At 72.5% G+C, this 15717-nt stretch carries 14 protein-coding genes and 1 tRNA gene; 12 read left to right on the top strand and 3 right to left on the bottom strand.

Annotated features, from left to right (window positions below; genetic code table 11):
* Complete coding sequence (locus ACF07S_RS18430) at positions 1-450, top strand: SRPBCC family protein (RefSeq protein WP_391964464.1); 450 nt, start codon at positions 1-3, stop codon at positions 448-450.
* A 39-nt stretch (positions 451-489) separates the two neighbouring features.
* A tRNA-Val gene (locus tag ACF07S_RS18425) sits at positions 490-561 on the top strand.
* A gap of 59 nt (positions 562-620) precedes the next feature.
* On the opposite strand, the gene ACF07S_RS18420 is transcribed toward ACF07S_RS18425, so the two are convergent.
* Positions 621-1346, bottom strand: coding sequence for a 3'-5' exonuclease (locus tag ACF07S_RS18420; protein ID WP_391964463.1), 726 nt, complete (start codon positions 1344-1346; stop codon positions 621-623).
* Positions 1347-1513: 167 nt separating this feature from the next.
* On the opposite strand from ACF07S_RS18420, the gene ACF07S_RS18415 reads away from it, so the two are divergent.
* The 4 genes from ACF07S_RS18415 (at position 1514) to ACF07S_RS18400 (ending at position 6003) form a co-directional block, all read left to right on the top strand.
* Positions 1514-2080, top strand: coding sequence for a DUF4365 domain-containing protein (locus ACF07S_RS18415; RefSeq protein ID WP_391964462.1), 567 nt, complete (start codon positions 1514-1516; stop codon positions 2078-2080).
* The gene (locus ACF07S_RS18410) at positions 2077-3312 is read left to right on the top strand and encodes a hypothetical protein (RefSeq protein ID WP_391964461.1); all 1236 of its coding nucleotides are present in this window, start codon (positions 2077-2079) and stop codon (positions 3310-3312) included. Before ACF07S_RS18415 ends, ACF07S_RS18410 begins: the two co-directional genes overlap by 4 nt.
* An 83-nt stretch (positions 3313-3395) precedes the next feature.
* Positions 3396-5375, top strand: coding sequence for a threonine--tRNA ligase (gene thrS, locus ACF07S_RS18405; protein ID WP_391964460.1), 1980 nt, complete (start codon positions 3396-3398; stop codon positions 5373-5375).
* A gap of 82 nt (positions 5376-5457) precedes the next feature.
* Positions 5458-6003 carry an HIT family protein gene (locus tag ACF07S_RS18400; protein ID WP_391964459.1) on the top strand — a complete coding sequence of 182 codons (546 nt, stop codon included), beginning with the start codon at positions 5458-5460 and terminating at the stop codon, positions 6001-6003.
* A 171-nt stretch (positions 6004-6174) separates the two neighbouring features.
* On the opposite strand, the gene ACF07S_RS18395 is transcribed toward ACF07S_RS18400, so the two are convergent.
* Complete coding sequence (locus ACF07S_RS18395; RefSeq protein ID WP_391964458.1) at positions 6175-7830, bottom strand: hypothetical protein; 1656 nt, start codon at positions 7828-7830, stop codon at positions 6175-6177.
* Between the two features lie 218 nt (positions 7831-8048).
* Entirely contained in the window at positions 8049-10247 is a 2199-nt protein-coding gene (locus ACF07S_RS18390) for an elongation factor G-like protein EF-G2 (RefSeq protein ID WP_391964457.1), read from the bottom strand.
* A 297-nt stretch (positions 10248-10544) separates the two neighbouring features.
* On the opposite strand from ACF07S_RS18390, the gene pgsA reads away from it, so the two are divergent.
* The 6 genes from pgsA (at position 10545) to pdxT (ending at position 15714) form a co-directional block, all read left to right on the top strand.
* The gene (gene pgsA / locus ACF07S_RS18385) at positions 10545-11216 is read left to right on the top strand and encodes a phosphatidylinositol phosphate synthase (RefSeq protein ID WP_391964456.1); all 672 of its coding nucleotides are present in this window, start codon (positions 10545-10547) and stop codon (positions 11214-11216) included.
* Positions 11213-12154, top strand: coding sequence for a phosphatidylinositol mannoside acyltransferase (locus tag ACF07S_RS18380; RefSeq protein ID WP_391964455.1), 942 nt, complete (start codon positions 11213-11215; stop codon positions 12152-12154). Before pgsA ends, ACF07S_RS18380 begins: the two co-directional genes overlap by 4 nt.
* Positions 12151-13314: a glycosyltransferase family 4 protein gene (locus ACF07S_RS18375; RefSeq protein WP_391964454.1), complete on the top strand. Its 1164-nt coding sequence runs from the start codon at positions 12151-12153 to the stop codon at positions 13312-13314. The genes ACF07S_RS18380 and ACF07S_RS18375 overlap by 4 nt, the downstream gene beginning before the upstream one ends.
* A gap of 189 nt (positions 13315-13503) precedes the next feature.
* The gene (locus tag ACF07S_RS18370) at positions 13504-14046 is read left to right on the top strand and encodes a hypothetical protein (protein WP_391964453.1); all 543 of its coding nucleotides are present in this window, start codon (positions 13504-13506) and stop codon (positions 14044-14046) included.
* 141 nt (positions 14047-14187) lie between these two features.
* Complete coding sequence (gene pdxS, locus ACF07S_RS18365; protein WP_391974593.1) at positions 14188-15099, top strand: pyridoxal 5'-phosphate synthase lyase subunit PdxS; 912 nt, start codon at positions 14188-14190, stop codon at positions 15097-15099.
* Between the two features lie 6 nt (positions 15100-15105).
* Positions 15106-15714 carry a pyridoxal 5'-phosphate synthase glutaminase subunit PdxT gene (pdxT, locus tag ACF07S_RS18360; protein ID WP_391964451.1) on the top strand — a complete coding sequence of 203 codons (609 nt, stop codon included), beginning with the start codon at positions 15106-15108 and terminating at the stop codon, positions 15712-15714.
* The last annotated feature ends 3 nt before the right edge of the window (positions 15715-15717 follow it).

The following is a 15717-nucleotide window of genomic DNA, read 5'->3' as shown; positions in this document are numbered from 1 at the left end:
ATGGACTGGAACCACTACCGTTTCCTCAGTCTGTGGAGCCTGCCCGCACCCGCACCGGTGGCCTACCGGGCGCTGGAGCGGATCGAGGACTACCCCCTGTGGTGGCCCCAGGTGCGTGGGGTCACCCGGCTCGACGACACCCGCGGCACCGTCCGGATCCGCTCCCTCCTCCCGTACGACCTGGTCTTCACCCTGCGGGAGACGCGGCGCGATCCGGCGGCCGGAGTGCTCGAGGTCGCCCTCCTCGGCGACCTCGACGGCCGGGCCCGCTGGACCGTCACCGCACGGGCGGCGGGCGGCTGCCTCGCCCGCTACGACCAGGAGGTGGACGTCGGCAAACCGCTGATGCGCCGGCTCGCCGTGCCGGGACGGCCCCTCTTCCGCCTCAACCACGCGCTGATGATGCGCTCGGGACGACGGGGACTGTCCGCCCGCCTGGAAGCGGTTTGAAGGAAGCGTCACCGGACCTGTATCGTTCAGTGCGTTCCCGGGCGATTAGCTCAGTGGGAGAGCGCTTCGTTCACACCGAAGAGGTCACTGGTTCGAACCCAGTATCGCCCACCGGGAGAGCCGGTCCGCCCCAGGCGGACCGGCTTCGTTGTGTCTCCCGCGAGCGCCGCTCACGCCGCCGCCGGCAGATCCGGACGCAGCGGCCAGGCCGGATCCACCGTCTCCTCCACACCCGTGCGCGCAAGCCACGCCTGGAGCCCCCGGGCCTGCGCCGCGTGCCACACCGCCTGCAAGGCGTGCAGCTCACCCGGGGACAGCCGCTCCAGCCGGGACGCGAAACGGCGCCCGACCGCCCGGGTGACCTCCAGCGCCGCCGCCGCGTCCGCCGCCGCGTCGTGCGCCCCCTCCAGCGCGACGCCGTAGTGCGCGCACAGATCGGTCAGGGTGCGGCGGCCCTTGCGGTAGCGGTCCAGATGCTTGTCGAGCACCCGCGGGTCCAGCACCAGCAGCGGCGTCCGCTCGAACCGGCTGCCCAGCGACGACGCCCGGTGACGCCGCAACTCCCGGTCCAGCAGGGTGAGATCGAACGGCGCGTTCATCACCACCACCGGGCGGCCCACCCGGGCCTGCTCGGCCAGTGCCTCCGCGATCTCGTACATCACCGGCGCCGGCCAGCGGCCGTTGTGCTGCAGATGCTCCTCCGTCAGCCCGTGCACCTCCGTCGCCGCGGCGGGCACCGGCACCCCCGGGTTCACCAGCCAGCGGGTGACCCGCGGCCGGGTGTCCGGGGCGTCCTGGACGACGAGAGCGGCCGACACGATCCGGTCGGTCTCGACGTCCACACCCGTCGTCTCCGTGTCGAAGGCCGCCAGCGGCCCTTCGTACCAGCACGCCATACCCAACAACCCCTCGTCCGCTTCGGCAGCCGACGCCCCGTCCACTGCCCGGAACGGTGATACCCGGGCTGTTTGCACCGTACGCCGGAAGGAGACAACAGGAGTACGGGTCCTCGCAGTTCAACGACCCGCACCGGGGACACGACTGTTCTGGAAGGCTGTTGGCCATGGCCATCGCGCAGCCCGAACGGGGCGGGCTGCTGCCCGAGCGCACGCCGCCCCCTCGCGGCACTCTCGCCACCACCGCCTGCATGGAGACCCTGCAGGTCGGCTATCTGCACGCCGTCGCGGCGGCCGCGGGCTGTTCACTCTCCCAGCCCTTCCCGGACAACGGCATCGACTGGCACGTCAGCCACAGCGCCGCCGGGCACACCGTCGACGACGAGGTCACCATCAAGGTGCAGCTGAAGGCGACGTACCAGATCGCCCCGGACCCGCCGGGCCGCTCCTTCTCCTTCACGCTCGACAACGGGCATCTCGCCAAGCTCGCCCGCACCCCGGTCTCGGTGCACAAGATCCTCGTCGTGATGATCGTGCCGCGTTCGCAGGACGACTGGCTGCGCGCCGGCCACGACCGGCTCGACCTGCGGCACTGCTGCTACTGGACCAACCTCGCCGGACACCCGGTCACCGGCCGCACCCGCACCACGGTGCGGATCCCCACCGCACGCGTCTTCGACGACCGGGCGCTGTGCGAGATCATGACGCGGGTCGGGACGGGAGGAACACCGTGACGCACCGCTCGACCGGGGAACCGCCGCGGCCGGTACGCCCGCATCCCGCCGGCGCCGCCCTCGACGGCCGGCCGCCCGGGCCCGCCGACGTCGACCCCGCCGTGCTCACCGCGCTCCTGCACCGCCACGGCTGGCAGCGGCGCGGCGGCGCCCCCGGCCGCTACGGCCGCTGGACCCCGCCGGGACCGGGCAGCGGCACGAGCCTGCTGGTGCCGGAGAGCCACGCCTTCCCCGACAGCGAGGACCTGCTCGCCGAAGCCCTGCACGCCCTCTCCCGCACCGCCACGTCCGCGGCCCGCGAGATCCTGCTCGCCCTCGCCGTGCCCAGCGACGAGATCCGCTGGTGGCGCGACGTACCGGCCGGCCCCGGCGGCGGCACGGCCTGGACGACGGAGGAACAGCTGCGCTCCGCCGCCCGCCGGACCCTGCTCGCCGCCGCACTCGCCACCCGCGCGCGGGCCGGGTTCCACGGCGCCCGGCACCGGCACTCGGCCGCCGCCGCGCTCGGCACGGTCCTCGTCGGGCCCGCACCCGGCGGACGCCGGCTCACCGCGTTCGTCCCCGTCGCCACCGGACGCCCCCTCGCCGTACGCCTGCACCAGGCCCTGCACGCGGCCCGGGAGGCCGTCGACTACCGCCGGGCCACCGGCGGGATGGACGCCTTCGGCACCGCCGTCGGGGCGGGCGTCAGCCATGAGCTCACCGAGGCACTCGCCGCCCTGGTCCGGGGTACGGAGGGCGCCCGGATCGCCGTGGCGTGGGCACCGGCGGCCGGGGTGCCCGAGGGCTGCGCGGCCACCGCCGACCCCGTCGAGTTCTCCCCCGGCGACCTGCCCGTGCTGAGCGAGGCCGGCGTCCGCTACCAGCGGGCGGAGCCCTCCGTGCGGGTGCACCTCACCGGCGCGGTGGTGCGCATGCGCAGGGCCGGGCCGCGCGGCGAGGGCACGGTACGGCTGCGCGTCCTCGCCGGGGCCGAGGTCGGCCACGTCCGGATCGTGCTCGGCGAGGAGGACTACCGCATCGCCGGACACGCCCACCTCGCCGGGCTTCCGGTGCGGGTGCGCGGGCGGCTGGAGAGCCGGGGCGGCTTCCGGCGGCTCACCGACGCCCGCGAGGTCGCGCCGGTGCGGGTCGACGAGGCCGAACGGGACCGGCTGACGAAGGCGCTCCAGGAGAATCCCGACGTCTTCGGGGAGGCCTGCGGTCCGGGCCGCGAGGAGGGATTTCGCTAAGGGCGGGCCCGGGTCGGTACGATCGCACCCATGCGTGCGCTCCGGTATGGCGCCGCACCTCACCCTTCAGTCAGGAGAGACCGGTGTCAGACGTCCGTGTGGTCATCCAACGCGATTCCGAGCGGGAAGAGCGCGTGGTGACGACGGGCACCACGGCCGCCGAGCTCTTCGCCGGCGAGCGCTCGGTCATCGCCGCGCGCGTGGCCGGCGAGCTCAAGGACCTCGCCTACGAGGTCGGGGACGGCGAGACCGTCGAGGGCGTGGAGATCTCCTCCGAGGACGGCCTGAACATCCTGCGCCACTCCACCGCGCACGTCATGGCCCAGGCCGTGCAGGAACTGTTCCCCGAGGCCAAGCTGGGCATCGGCCCGCCCATCCGGGACGGCTTCTACTACGACTTCGACGTCAAGGAGCCCTTCACCCCCGAGGACCTCAAGCGCATCGAGAAGAAGATGCAGGAGATCCAGAAGCGGGGCCAGCGCTTCTCCCGCCGCGTCACCAGCGACGACGCGGCCCGTGAGGAACTGGCGGACGAGCCGTACAAGCTGGAGCTGATCGGCCTCAAGGGCAACGCCGCGCAGGCCGCCGACGGCGCCGGCGCCGAGGTCGGCGCCGGTGAGCTGACGATCTACGACAACCTCGACGCCAAGACCGGCGAGCTGTGCTGGAAGGATCTGTGCCGTGGTCCGCACCTGCCGACCACGCGGAACATCCCGGCCTTCAAGCTGATGCGCTCGGCCGCCGCCTACTGGCGCGGCAGCGAGAAGAACCCGCAGCTCCAGCGCGTCTACGGCACCGCCTGGCCGTCCAAGGAAGAGCTGAAGGCGTACCTGGACTTCCTCGCCGAGGCCGAGAAGCGCGACCACCGCAAGCTCGGCGCCGAGCTGGACCTGTTCTCCTTCCCCGACGAGCTGGGCCCCGGCCTCGCGGTCTTCCACCCCAAGGGCGGTGTGATCCGCAAGGTCATGGAGGACTACTCGCGCCGTCGGCACGAGGTCTCCGGCTACGAGTTCGTGAACACCCCGCACATCTCGAAGGAGCACCTCTTCGAGATCTCCGGGCATCTGCCGCACTACGCGGAGGGCATGTTCCCGCCCATCCAGTTCGACGAGCAGAACTACCGCCTCAAGGCGATGAACTGCCCGATGCACAACCTGATCTTCAAGTCACGCGGGCGTTCCTACCGTGAACTGCCGCTGCGCCTCTTCGAGTTCGGGACGGTGTACCGGTACGAGAAGTCGGGCGTCGTGCACGGCCTGACCCGCTCGCGCGGCTTCACCCAGGACGACTCGCACATCTACTGCACCAAGGAGCAGATGCCCGAGGAGCTGGACACGCTCCTGACCTTCGTCCTCGACCTGCTGCGCGACTACGGCCTGACCGAGTTCGAGCTGGAGCTGTCCACCCGCGACGACTCCGACAAGTTCATCGGCTCCGACGAGGATTGGGCGGAGGCCACCGAGGCCCTCCGCCAGGCTGCCGAGAAGCAGGACCTGCCACTGGTGCCGGACCCGGGGGGCGCCGCCTACTACGGTCCGAAGATCTCCGTCCAGGCCAAGGACGCCATCGGCCGCTCCTGGCAGATGTCGACTCTCCAGGTGGACTTCAACCAACCCAAGCGGTTCGGCCTGGAGTACACCGCCGCGGACGGCTCGCGCCAGCAGCCGGTCATGCTGCACCGCGCGCTGTTCGGCTCCATCGAGCGTTTCTTCGGCGTGCTGCTCGAGCACTACGCGGGTGCCTTCCCGGCGTGGCTGGCGCCCGTCCAGGCGCTCGGCATCCCGATCGGTGACGCGCACGTGCCGTACCTCCAGGAGTTCGCCGAGAAGGCCCGTGCGGCGGGACTGCGGGTGGACGTGGACGCGTCCTCGGACCGGATGCAGAAGAAGATCCGCAACGCCCAGAAGCAGAAGGTGCCCTTCATGGTCATCGCGGGCGACGAGGACATGGCAGGCGGTGCCGTCTCCTTCCGCTACCGCGACGGCTCGCAGGAGAACGGCATCCCCGTCGACGAGGCCATCGCGAAGATCGCCAAGGTCGTCGAGGAGCGGGCGCAGGTCTGACCGCACGGCCGGCGGGAGAGGCCCCCGGGGATGTTCCCGGGGGCCTCTTCGCCGCCCTCCGGTGACGCCATATGCTGCACGCATGACGAGTGAGCCGGAGCAGCAGTGGGGAGTGGGCACGCAGGACGCGTTCCAGCGTCTGTGGACGCCCCACCGGATGGCCTACATCCAGGGCGAGAACAAGCCGAGCGGCCCGGGCGCCGGCGACGGCTGCCCCTTCTGCTCCCTCCCGGCCAAGTCCGACGAGGACGGGCTGATCCTGCGGCGCGGCGAGCGGGTGTACGCGGTGCTCAACCTGTACCCGTACACCGGCGGCCACCTGATGACGGTGCCGTACCGGCATGTGGCCGACTACACGGACCTCACCGTGGAGGAGACCGCGGAGCTCGCCGAACTCACCAAGCGGGCGATGACCGCCCTGCGCACCGCCTCCGGGGCGCACGGCTTCAACATCGGCATGAACCAGGGCACGGTCGCGGGCGCCGGCATCGCCGCCCATCTCCACCAGCACATCGTCCCGCGCTGGGGCGGCGACACCAACTTCATGCCGGTGGTCGGTCACACGAAGGTGCTGCCCCAACTGCTGGCGGACACCCGCAAGATGCTGGCGGAGGCCTGGCCGGCCTGAGCGCGAGCCGCGGCCGGCCCCACCGGGCCCGTCGGCTCCGGGAGACAGGCCCGGACCGCTCCCCCCAGCCGTCCGGCGTTCGAGGACGGGGCCGCTCAGGCCGACGGGGGGCCGGGGTGAGGCCGCAGCGGCCTCACCCCGACGTACCTCCTCCGCCCGAACGCCGGAGGCCTACGCGTCGTACACGTCGGCCTTCTTCGGCGCGGCGTCCTGCACCGCGGTGCTCAGGGACGACGACCGCGCACCGAACTTCGTCGTGTCCACGCCGTTCTCCTCCAGCACCTTGAGCGCCGCGGTGTGCACCACGCGCAGCACCGGCGTGGCCGCCCGCAGCGCGTCGTCGGCCATGAACCGGTGCCGCCACGGCTTGTCCGCCCACGCGTGCCGCAGACCGAACGGCTCGGGCAGGCTCAGCTTGCCGCCGAGCCAGTACAGCAGCGGCGGGTACCAGGTCAGCGGTGCCCGCGCGGCCAGGCGCACCACCTCGTCCGAGCCGACCAGCGGGAGCTTGACCTTCCGGGTCTCCCAGAACCTGATCGACTTCTGGACCTCCTTCTCCTTGGCCGCCGGCTTGCTGGTGAACAGCGAGTGCACCGGTCCCAGCGCGTGCCCGGTCACCTCGATGCGCAGCGTCTCGTGCAGCACGGTCACCGTGATCAGCATGGTGATCACCAGCTGGCCGTCCCACAGCGTCCACTGCACGCCCAGGTAGTGCCGGTCGCCCGCGCCGAACTGCTGCTTGTTGCAGATGTCCTGTATGGCGTGCGGCTTGACCTGGTACGCCTCGACGTCCGTGCCGTCGGGCCGGGACACCGCCCCGGCGTTCTCCCCGATCGGCGTGACGATCCAGTGCCGTACCGACGGCTTGGGGAAGCCGCCGGTGTTCAGCGGCCCGCGCTCCAGCATCCGCAGCCGGTCGTGGATGGCCCTGATGACGTCCCAGCTGCGGAACGGGTGGATCTCCCGGTCCGGGTCGGCCTGCACCAGATCCTCGGCGAGCTGCCAGCTGCCCCAGCGTGTGCCCATGCCGAGTATGCCCTTGGGCCCGGCGTAGAACACGGAGTTGGACTGCTGCTCGGCGCTCAGCCGGGCCAGGGACTGGCGCAGCTGCTCGGCCGCCGTCTCGCCGGGGCTGCTCGGCACCGCCTCGGGCACCTTGGCGCCGACGCTGCTGCCGGACAGCAGGCCGCTCCAGCGCTCCCGCAGGTCGTGCGCGGTGCGCTCGCAGATCCGCTTGGCCCAGAACCAGCCCGCGACCGGGGCGACGATCGCCGCGCGCGCGTACCACGCCCAGAATCCGTCGAACGGCGTGCGGATCAGGAAGAGCAGGGCGAGGGCGCCCACCGCGACCAGCAGGACGGTGGCGAGCGCGCCGGCCCGTTTGTCCTCGCGCCTGCCCATCGTCATACGGATCTGGAAGACCAGCAGCCACACGAGGAGTCCGGGCAGGAAGAGCAGCCCGCACAGGACCATGACGGCGCTCAGCCAGTTGTCGCGCTCCCGGCGGATGCGGTGCGCCGCGAGCGCGTGCTCCACCACCACCTGCGGCTGGATGCCGAAGGACTGGATGAGCGGCGCGCGCCCGGACCCCAGCATCCGGTCGATGACCGCGCGGGAGAACGCCTCACCCAGGTTCGGCCGGAAGAGCGCCAGCCTGGGCTTGCTGACGGCCGACTTGTGCCATTCGTTGTTGGCCTTGAGTATCTCCTCGGCCTCGTTGTCCCGGTAGGACGCGGAGGCCAGCGCGAACGTCGGCGTCTGCCCCTCGTCGCCCGTGCGCGGTACCTGCGGACCGAAGAAGTCCGCGTAACCGCTCTCAACGGTCATTCCCGCCCCCGATCGCCGCGACTGTCGTCATGCGGCCTTCCCGACTTCCGTGCTGCGCACACCTGTTGATCAGGTCTTCAGCGTATCCGTAGCCACGGCCGTCCGTCGGCGGAAGGCCCAAGCAGCCCGCCGGTACGGAGCGAAGCGGCCCGAAGTCGTCCGGAACGCGACGCGCGCGCGGGCGCCCGCGCGTCCTCCCCGCGGGCGCCCGGCGCCGGCTACGAGGCTGCGCGCGCCTCTTCCCTGACCCGTTCCGCGACCTGGGGCGGCATGGGCTCGTGCCGCGCGTACCGGCGGCTGAAGCGGGCGGTGCCGTGCGAGAGGGAGCGCAGGTCGACGGCGTAACGGCCGATCTCGATCTCCGGGACCTCGGCCCTGACGAGGGTGCGGCCGCCGGGTGTCTGCTCGGTGCCCAGCACCCGGCCGCGCCGGCCGGACAGATCGCTCATCACGGCGCCGACGTAGTCGTCGCCGACCAGGACGCTCACCTCGGCCACCGGCTCCAGCAGGTGGATCCTCGCCTCCGCGGCCGCTTCCCGCAGGGCCAGCGCGCCCGCCGTCTGGAACGCGGCGTCGGAGGAGTCCACCGAGTGCGCCTTGCCGTCGAGGAGCGTGACCCGCACGTCGATCAGCGGATGCCCGGCGGCGACCCCCTTGACCGCCTGGGCCCGTACGCCCTTCTCGACCGAGGGGATGAACTGCCGCGGCACGGCGCCGCCGACCACCTTGTCGACGAACTCGATGCCCGAGCCGTTCGGCAGCGGCTCGACCTCGATCTCGCAGATGGCGAACTGGCCGTGCCCGCCGGACTGTTTGACGTGCCGGCCGCGCCCGGCGGCCCTGGCGCCGAAGGTCTCCCGGAGCGGGACCCGGTGGGGCACGACGTCGACCTGGACGCCGTAGCGGCTGCGCAGCCGTTCCAGGGCCACATCGGCGTGCGCCTCGCCCAGGCACCACAGCACCACCTGGTGGGTGTCCTGGTTCTGCTCCAGGCGCATGGTCGGGTCCTCGGCCACCAGCCGGGCCAGCCCCTGCGACAGCTTGTCCTCATCGGGTTTGCTGTGTGCCCGGATGGCCAGCGGCAGCAGCGGATCGGGCATCTCCCAGGGCTCCATGAGCAGCGGGTCGTCCTTGGCGGACAGGGTGTCGCCGGTCTCCGCGCGGCCGAGCTTCGCCACGCACGCCAGATCGCCCGCGATCACGTGCGAGACCGGCCGCTGCTGCTTGCCGAACGGTGTGGACAGGGCGCCGATCCGCTCGTCGACGTCGTGGTCCTCGTGGCCCCGGTCGGCCATCCCGTGCCCGGAGACGTGGACGGTCTGGTCGGCGCGCAGGGTGCCGGAGAAGACCCGGACCAGGGAGAGCCGGCCGACGTAGGGGTCGGAGGAGGTCTTCACGACCTCCGCGACCAGCGGGGCGTCGGGGTCGCACGGCCTGAGCTCGCGCGGCGTGCCGTCGACGCCGGTCACGCGCGGGGCGCCGTGCTCCAGCGGGGTCGGGAAGCCGCCGGTGATCAGTTCCAGCAGTTCCACCGTGCCGAGTCCCTGGCGGGCGCCCTCGGCAGCGGGGGCGGCGGCCAGGACGGGGAAGAACATCCCGCGCGCGACCGCCCGCTCCAGATCCTCGGTCAGGGTCCCGACGTCGACCTGCTCGCCGCCGAGGTAGCGGTCCATGAGGGTCTCGTCCTCGCTCTCGGCGATGATCCCCTCGATGAGCCGGCCGCGGGCCTGCTCGATCAGCGGCAGATGCTCCGCACCCGGCCCGGACTCCTTGCGCTCGCCGGCGGAGTAGTCGAACAGCTTCTGCGACAGCAGTCCGATCAGCCCCGTGACGGGCGCGTGCCCGTCGGGCCCGGCCGGTCCGCGCAGCGGCAGGTACAGCGGCAGCACGGCGTCGGGGTCGTCCCCGCCGAAGGTCTCCGCGCAGACCCGTGTCGTCTCCTCGAAGTCCGCGCGGGCCGCCTCCAGACGCGTGACGACGATGGCGCGCGGCATGCCGACCGCCGCGCACTCGTCCCACACCATCCGGGTCGAGCCGTCCACACCGTCCGAGGCCGAGACGACGAACAGGGCCGCGTCCGCGGCCCGCAGACCGGCCCTGAGTTCCCCGACGAAGTCGGCGTATCCGGGGGTGTCCAGCAGGTTGACCTTGACGCCGTCCCATTCGAGCGGCACCAGGGAGAGCTGTACCGAGCGCTGCTGCCGGTGCTCGATCCCGTCGTAGTCCGAGACGGTGCCGCCGTCCTCCACGCGGCCCGCCCGGTTCACGGCTCCCGCGGTCAGCGCGAGAGCCTCCACCAAAGTGGTCTTGCCCGATCCGGAGGGGCCGACCAGCACCACGTTCCGTACGGACGTGGGGTGGTCGGCCGCCTGTGCCCTGCCGGCGGCTCCGGGGTGTGTGTGCGTCTTGTCGCCCATGATCCTGCCTCCCGTGCACGGTGAGGTCACTGTGGGCGCGGACCCGCGGAATCCGCGTGCGGTGCGGCTCCGGCGACGCCCGCGGTCATTCGAGCTTTCCACTCCCGTCACGGTGCGTCCATACGAGGGACGTGATCACGAGGTCCCGCCGTGCTCACGGCGGTGCGGGCGGCCGCCCGCCGGGCCGGGGGCCGGGCGATCGGGTGCGGGCGGCCACCCGCCCGCGCGCGTGGCTACGATGGGGCCCGCCGGGTGGCCAGCAAGGGCCGCGCGGCCCCACCGACCGTCGGGAAGGCCATGCTGAACAAGTACGCGCGTGCATTCTTCACGCGTGTCCTCACACCGTTCGCCGCGTTTCTCATCCGGCGGGGGGTCAGCCCCGACACGGTCACGCTCATCGGCACCGCGGGTGTGGTCGCGGGCGCGCTGGTCTTCTACCCCAGGGGCGAGTTCTTCTGGGGCACGGTCGTGATCACGCTGTTCGTGTTCTCCGACCTCGTCGACGGCAACATGGCCCGCCAGCTCGGCCGCTCCAGCCGCTGGGGCGCCTTCCTGGACTCCACCCTCGACCGGGTCGCCGACGGGGCGGTCTTCGGCGGCTTCGCCCTGTGGTACGCGGGCGGCGGTGACGACAACGTCCTGTGCGCGGTGTCGATCTTCTGCCTGGCCAGCGGCCAGGTGGTGTCGTACACCAAGGCGCGCGGCGAGTCGATCGGCCTGCCGGTCGCCGTCAACGGGCTGGTGGAGCGGGCCGAGCGGCTCGTGGTCTCGCTGGTCGCGGCCGGTCTCGCCGGCCTGCACGCGTTCGGTGTGCCCGGCATCCAGTACCTGTTGCCGGTCGCCCTGTGGATCGTGGCCGTCGGCAGCCTGGTCACGCTGATCCAGCGGGTCGTCACCGTGCGCCGGGAGTCCGCCGAGGCGGAGGCCGCGGAGCGGCAGGAGAGCCAGGGGAGCGAGGCGGCGAAGTGAGCACCCGGGAACGGCTCACCGACGCCCTGTACGGCGCCGGCTGGGGCACTGTGAAGCGACTGCCCGAACCGGTCGCCGTCCGTCTCGGCCGGACCATCGCCGACCTCGCCTGGAGACAGCGCGGCGAGGGCGTGCTCCGGCTGGAGAGCAACTACGCGCGGGTGGTGCCCGATGCGAGCCCCGCGCGGCTCGCCGAGCTGTCCCGCGCGGGCATGCGGTCGTATCTGCGCTATTGGATGGAGTCCTTCCGGCTGCCCGCCTGGAGCACCGAGCGCATCGCGGCCGGCGTCGACGTCGAGGACATGCACCACGTGACCGACGGCCTGGCGGCCGGCAAGGGCGTCATCGTCGCGCTGCCGCACCTCGCCAACTGGGACCTGGCCGGCGCCTGGGTCACCACCGGGCTCGGCATACCGTTCACCACCGTCGCCGAGCGCCTGAAGCCGGAGACGCTGTACGACCGGTTCGTCGCCTACCGCGAGGGCCTCGGCATGGAGGTGCTGCCGCACAGCGGCGGCTCCGCCTTCGGCACCCTGGCCCGGCGGCTGCGCGGCGGCGGACTGGTCTGCCTGGTCGCCGACCGTGACCTGTCCGCCTCCGGTGTCGAGGTCGACTTCTTCGGCGAGCGGGCCCGGATGCCGGGCGGCCCCGCGCTGCTCGCCCAGCACACCGGAGCCCGGCTGCTGCCGGTGACCCTCTGGTACGACGAGTCGCCGGTGATGCGGGGCCGGATCCATCCGCCGGTCGAGGTCCCCGCGTCAGGTACGCGGCCCGAGAAGACGTCCGTCATGACACAGGCGCTGGCCGACGCCTTCGCCACGGGGATCGCCGACCACCCGGAGGACTGGCACATGCTGCAGCGCTTGTGGCTGAAGGACCTCGACCCCGCGCGGGACCCCGCGCCGGCCTTCGAGCAGGACCGCAAGGGGACCGCGTGAGAATCGGCATCGTCTGCCCGTACTCCTGGGACGTGCCGGGAGGCGTCCAGTTCCACATCCGTGATCTGGCCGAGTACTTCCTCCGCCTCGGTCACGAGGTGTCCGTCCTCGCCCCGGCCGACGACGACACCCCGCTGCCGCCGTACGTCGTCTCGGCGGGCCGCGCGGTGCCGGTGCCGTACAACGGGTCGGTGGCCCGGCTGAACTTCGGCTTCCTGTCCGCGGCGCGGGTGCGGCGCTGGCTGCACGAGGGCGCGTTCGACGTCGTCCACATCCACGAGCCGACCTCGCCCTCGCTCGGCCTGCTGACCTGCTGGGCGGCCGACGGACCCATCGTCGCCACCTTCCACACGTCCAACCCGCGCTCCCGCGCGATGATCGCCGCGTACTCGATCCTGCAGGCCGCCCTGGAGAAGATCAGCGCGCGCATCGCGGTGAGCGAGTACGCCCGCCGGACCCTCGTCGAGCACCTGGGCGGGGACGCGGTGGTCATCCCGAACGGCGTCGACGTCGACTTCTTCGCCAGGGCCGAGCCGAAAGCCGAGTGGCAGGGCGAGACCATCGGTTTCATCGGCCGGATCGACGAGTCCCGCAAGGGCCTGCCCGTGCTGATGAAGGCCCTGCCGAAGATCCTCGCCGCCCGCCCGGGGGTCCGCCTGCTGGTCGCCGGCCGCGGCGACGAGCAGGAGGCGGTCGAGCCGCTGCCCCGGGAGCTCCGTTCGCGCGTGGAGTTCCTCGGCATGGTCAGCGACGAGGACAAGGCCCGTTTCCTGCGCAGCGTCGACCTGTACGTGGCGCCCAACACCGGTGGTGAGAGCTTCGGCATCATCCTGGTGGAGGCGATGTCCGCGGGCGCTCCGGTGCTCGCCTCGGACCTGGACGCGTTCGCCCAGGTCCTCGACCGGGGGGCGGCGGGCGAGCTGTTCGCCAACGAGGACGCGGACGCGCTCGCCGAGGCGGCCGTACGGCTCCTCCGGGACCCGGGACGCCGCGCGGAGCTGCGCGCCCGCGGCAGCGCCCACGTCCGCCGCTTCGACTGGTCGACCGTCGGCGCGGACATCCTGTCGGTCTACGAGACGGTGACCGCGGGCGCGGCGGCGGTGGCGGCGGACGACCGCACGACGGGGCTGTGGGCCCGGTTCGGGCTGGCCCGCGACTGAGGGCGAACGGGCAGCCCGGGCCGGCACCACCGGCCCGTCCGGGAGCCCCCCCCGCTCGTGCGGCTCGGGTGAGGCCGGGCCCTCGGACCGCGCCGGGCCGGAGGCGGGGGCTCGCCGGCGGCCCCCGGTGACGGCCACGCCCGGACACGGGGCGGACCCCGGCGCGGTGCCCCGGTAGCCTTGCCGCCCGTGACCGCAACCCTGATCTGGATCCTCGTCGCCCTCATCGCCACCGGCCTCTACCTGAGCTGGACGGCGGGGCGGCTGGACCGGCTGCACGCCCGCATCGACGCCGCACGGGCCGCGCTCGACGCGCAGCTGCTGCGCCGCGCCTCCGTGGCACAGGAACTGGCGACCTCCGGGGTCCTCGACCCGGCCGCCTCGATCGTGCTGTACGAGGCGGCGCACGCCGCGCGGCAGGCGGTGGAGGAACAGCGCGAGGTGGCCGAGAGCGAGCTGAGCCAGGCGCTGCGCGCGGTCTTCGCCGACGCGCACCAGGTGGACGCGGTCAGGGCGGCGCCCGGGGGAGAGGAGGCGGCCTCGGAGCTGGCCGAGGCGGTCCGCAGGGTGCCGATGGCCCGCCGTTTCCACAACGACACCGTGCGGGCCGCACGGGCGCTGCGGCGGCACCGCAAGGTGCGCTGGTTCCGGCTGGCGGGACACGCGCCCTTCCCGATGGCCTTCGAGACGGACGACGAGCCGCCGGTCGCGCTGATCGAACGGGCTGCGTAGCGGCGGGAAGCGGCCGGGCGGCGGTCCGCCGCCCGGCCAAAAGGATCCACCGCCTTTCCATTGGCCCTTGCTGTGGACTGGTCCGTTCACGTTTCCTCGGTGCTGCAGAAACCCCCCTCCTTCCCCTCAGCGAGGTCATCCGTGTCCAGCACGCTCTCCGAAAACCAGGGTCCCGAGACCGGCACCGCGCGCGTGAAGCGCGGCATGGCCGAGCAGCTCAAGGGCGGCGTGATCATGGACGTCGTCACGCCGGAGCAGGCGAAGATCGCCGAGGACGCCGGCGCCGTCGCCGTCATGGCCCTGGAGCGGGTCCCGGCCGACATCCGCAAGGACGGCGGTGTGGCCCGCATGTCCGACCCGGACATGATCGAGGGCATCATCGAGGCCGTCTCCATCCCCGTCATGGCGAAGTCCCGCATCGGGCACTTCGTCGAGGCCCAGGTGCTGCAGTCGCTCGGCGTCGACTACATCGACGAGTCCGAGGTCCTCACCCCGGCCGACGAGGTCAACCACTCCGACAAGTGGGCGTTCACCACCCCCTTCGTCTGCGGCGCCACCAACCTCGGCGAGGCCTTGCGCCGCATCGCCGAGGGCGCCGCGATGATCCGCTCCAAGGGCGAGGCCGGCACCGGCAACGTCGTCGAGGCGGTGCGCCACCTGCGCCAGATCAAGAACGAGATCGCCCGCCTGCGCGGCTACGACAACAACGAGCTGTACGCCGCCGCCAAGGAACTGCGCGCCCCGTACGAGCTGGTCAAGGAGGTCGCCGAGCTGGGCAAGCTCCCGGTCGTGCTGTTCTCCGCCGGCGGTGTGGCCACCCCGGCCGACGCCGCGCTGATGCGCCAGCTCGGCGCCGAGGGCGTCTTCGTCGGCTCCGGCATCTTCAAGTCCGGCGACCCGGCCAAGCGCGCCGCCGCCATCGTCAAGGCGACCACCTTCTACGACGACCCGAAGATCATCGCGGACGCGTCCCGCAACCTCGGCGAGGCCATGGTCGGCATCAACTGCGACACCCTCCCCGAGGCCGAGCGCTACGCCAACCGCGGCTGGTAAGCACCCATGAGCGAAGCACCTGTGGTCGGCGTCCTGGCCCTCCAGGGCGACGTACGGGAACACCTCACCGCCCTGGCCGCGGCCGGCGCCGCGGCCAGGGCGGTGAGGCGCCCCGGGGAACTCGCCGGGGTCGACGGCCTGGTCCTGCCCGGCGGCGAGTCCACCACGATCTCCAAACTCGCCGTGCTGTTCGGCCTGATGGAACCCCTGCGCGCGCGCGTGCGCGACGGCATGCCCGTCTACGGCACCTGCGCCGGCATGATCCTGCTCGCCGACAAGATCCTCGACCCGCGCTCCGGGCAGGAGACCATCGGCGGCATCGACATGATCGTGCGCCGCAACGCCTTCGGACGGCAGAACGAGTCCTTCGAGGCCGCGGTCGGCGTCAGGGGCGTCACCGGCGCGCCGGTGGAGGGCGTCTTCATCCGCGCCCCCTGGGTGGAGTCCGTGGGCGCCGGGGCCGAGGTGCTCGCCGAGCACGACGGCCACATCGTCGCGGTCCGCCAGGCCAACGCGCTGGCCACGTCGTTCCATCCGGAACTGACCGGCGACCACCGCGTGCACGGCCTGTTCGTCGACATGGTGCGCGCATGCCGGACGGCCGAGTCCTTGTAGGAT

Source organism: Streptomyces sp. NPDC016640, assembly GCF_043076215.1.
Classification (GTDB): Bacteria; Actinomycetota; Actinomycetes; order Streptomycetales; family Streptomycetaceae; genus Streptomyces.
Note: the sequence above shows the minus strand (reverse complement) of the source record. Positions and strands in the feature narration are given on the sequence as shown.

Excerpts from the sequence above, each read along its gene's own strand:
- ACF07S_RS18430 (WP_391964464.1), top strand. The coding sequence starts at position 1 with ATGGACTGGAACCACTACCGTTTCCTCAGTCTGTGGAGCCTGCCCGCA.
- ACF07S_RS18420 (WP_391964463.1), bottom strand. The coding sequence starts at position 1,346 with ATGGCGTGCTGGTACGAAGGGCCGCTGGCGGCCTTCGACACGGAGACG.
- ACF07S_RS18415 (WP_391964462.1), top strand. The coding sequence starts at position 1,514 with ATGGCCATCGCGCAGCCCGAACGGGGCGGGCTGCTGCCCGAGCGCACG.
- ACF07S_RS18400 (WP_391964459.1), top strand. The coding sequence starts at position 5,458 with ATGACGAGTGAGCCGGAGCAGCAGTGGGGAGTGGGCACGCAGGACGCG.
- ACF07S_RS18395 (WP_391964458.1), bottom strand. The coding sequence starts at position 7,830 with ATGACCGTTGAGAGCGGTTACGCGGACTTCTTCGGTCCGCAGGTACCG.
- ACF07S_RS18390 (WP_391964457.1), bottom strand. The coding sequence starts at position 10,247 with ATGGGCGACAAGACGCACACACACCCCGGAGCCGCCGGCAGGGCACAG.
- pgsA (WP_391964456.1), top strand. The coding sequence starts at position 10,545 with ATGCTGAACAAGTACGCGCGTGCATTCTTCACGCGTGTCCTCACACCG.
- pdxT (WP_391964451.1), top strand. The coding sequence starts at position 15,106 with ATGAGCGAAGCACCTGTGGTCGGCGTCCTGGCCCTCCAGGGCGACGTA.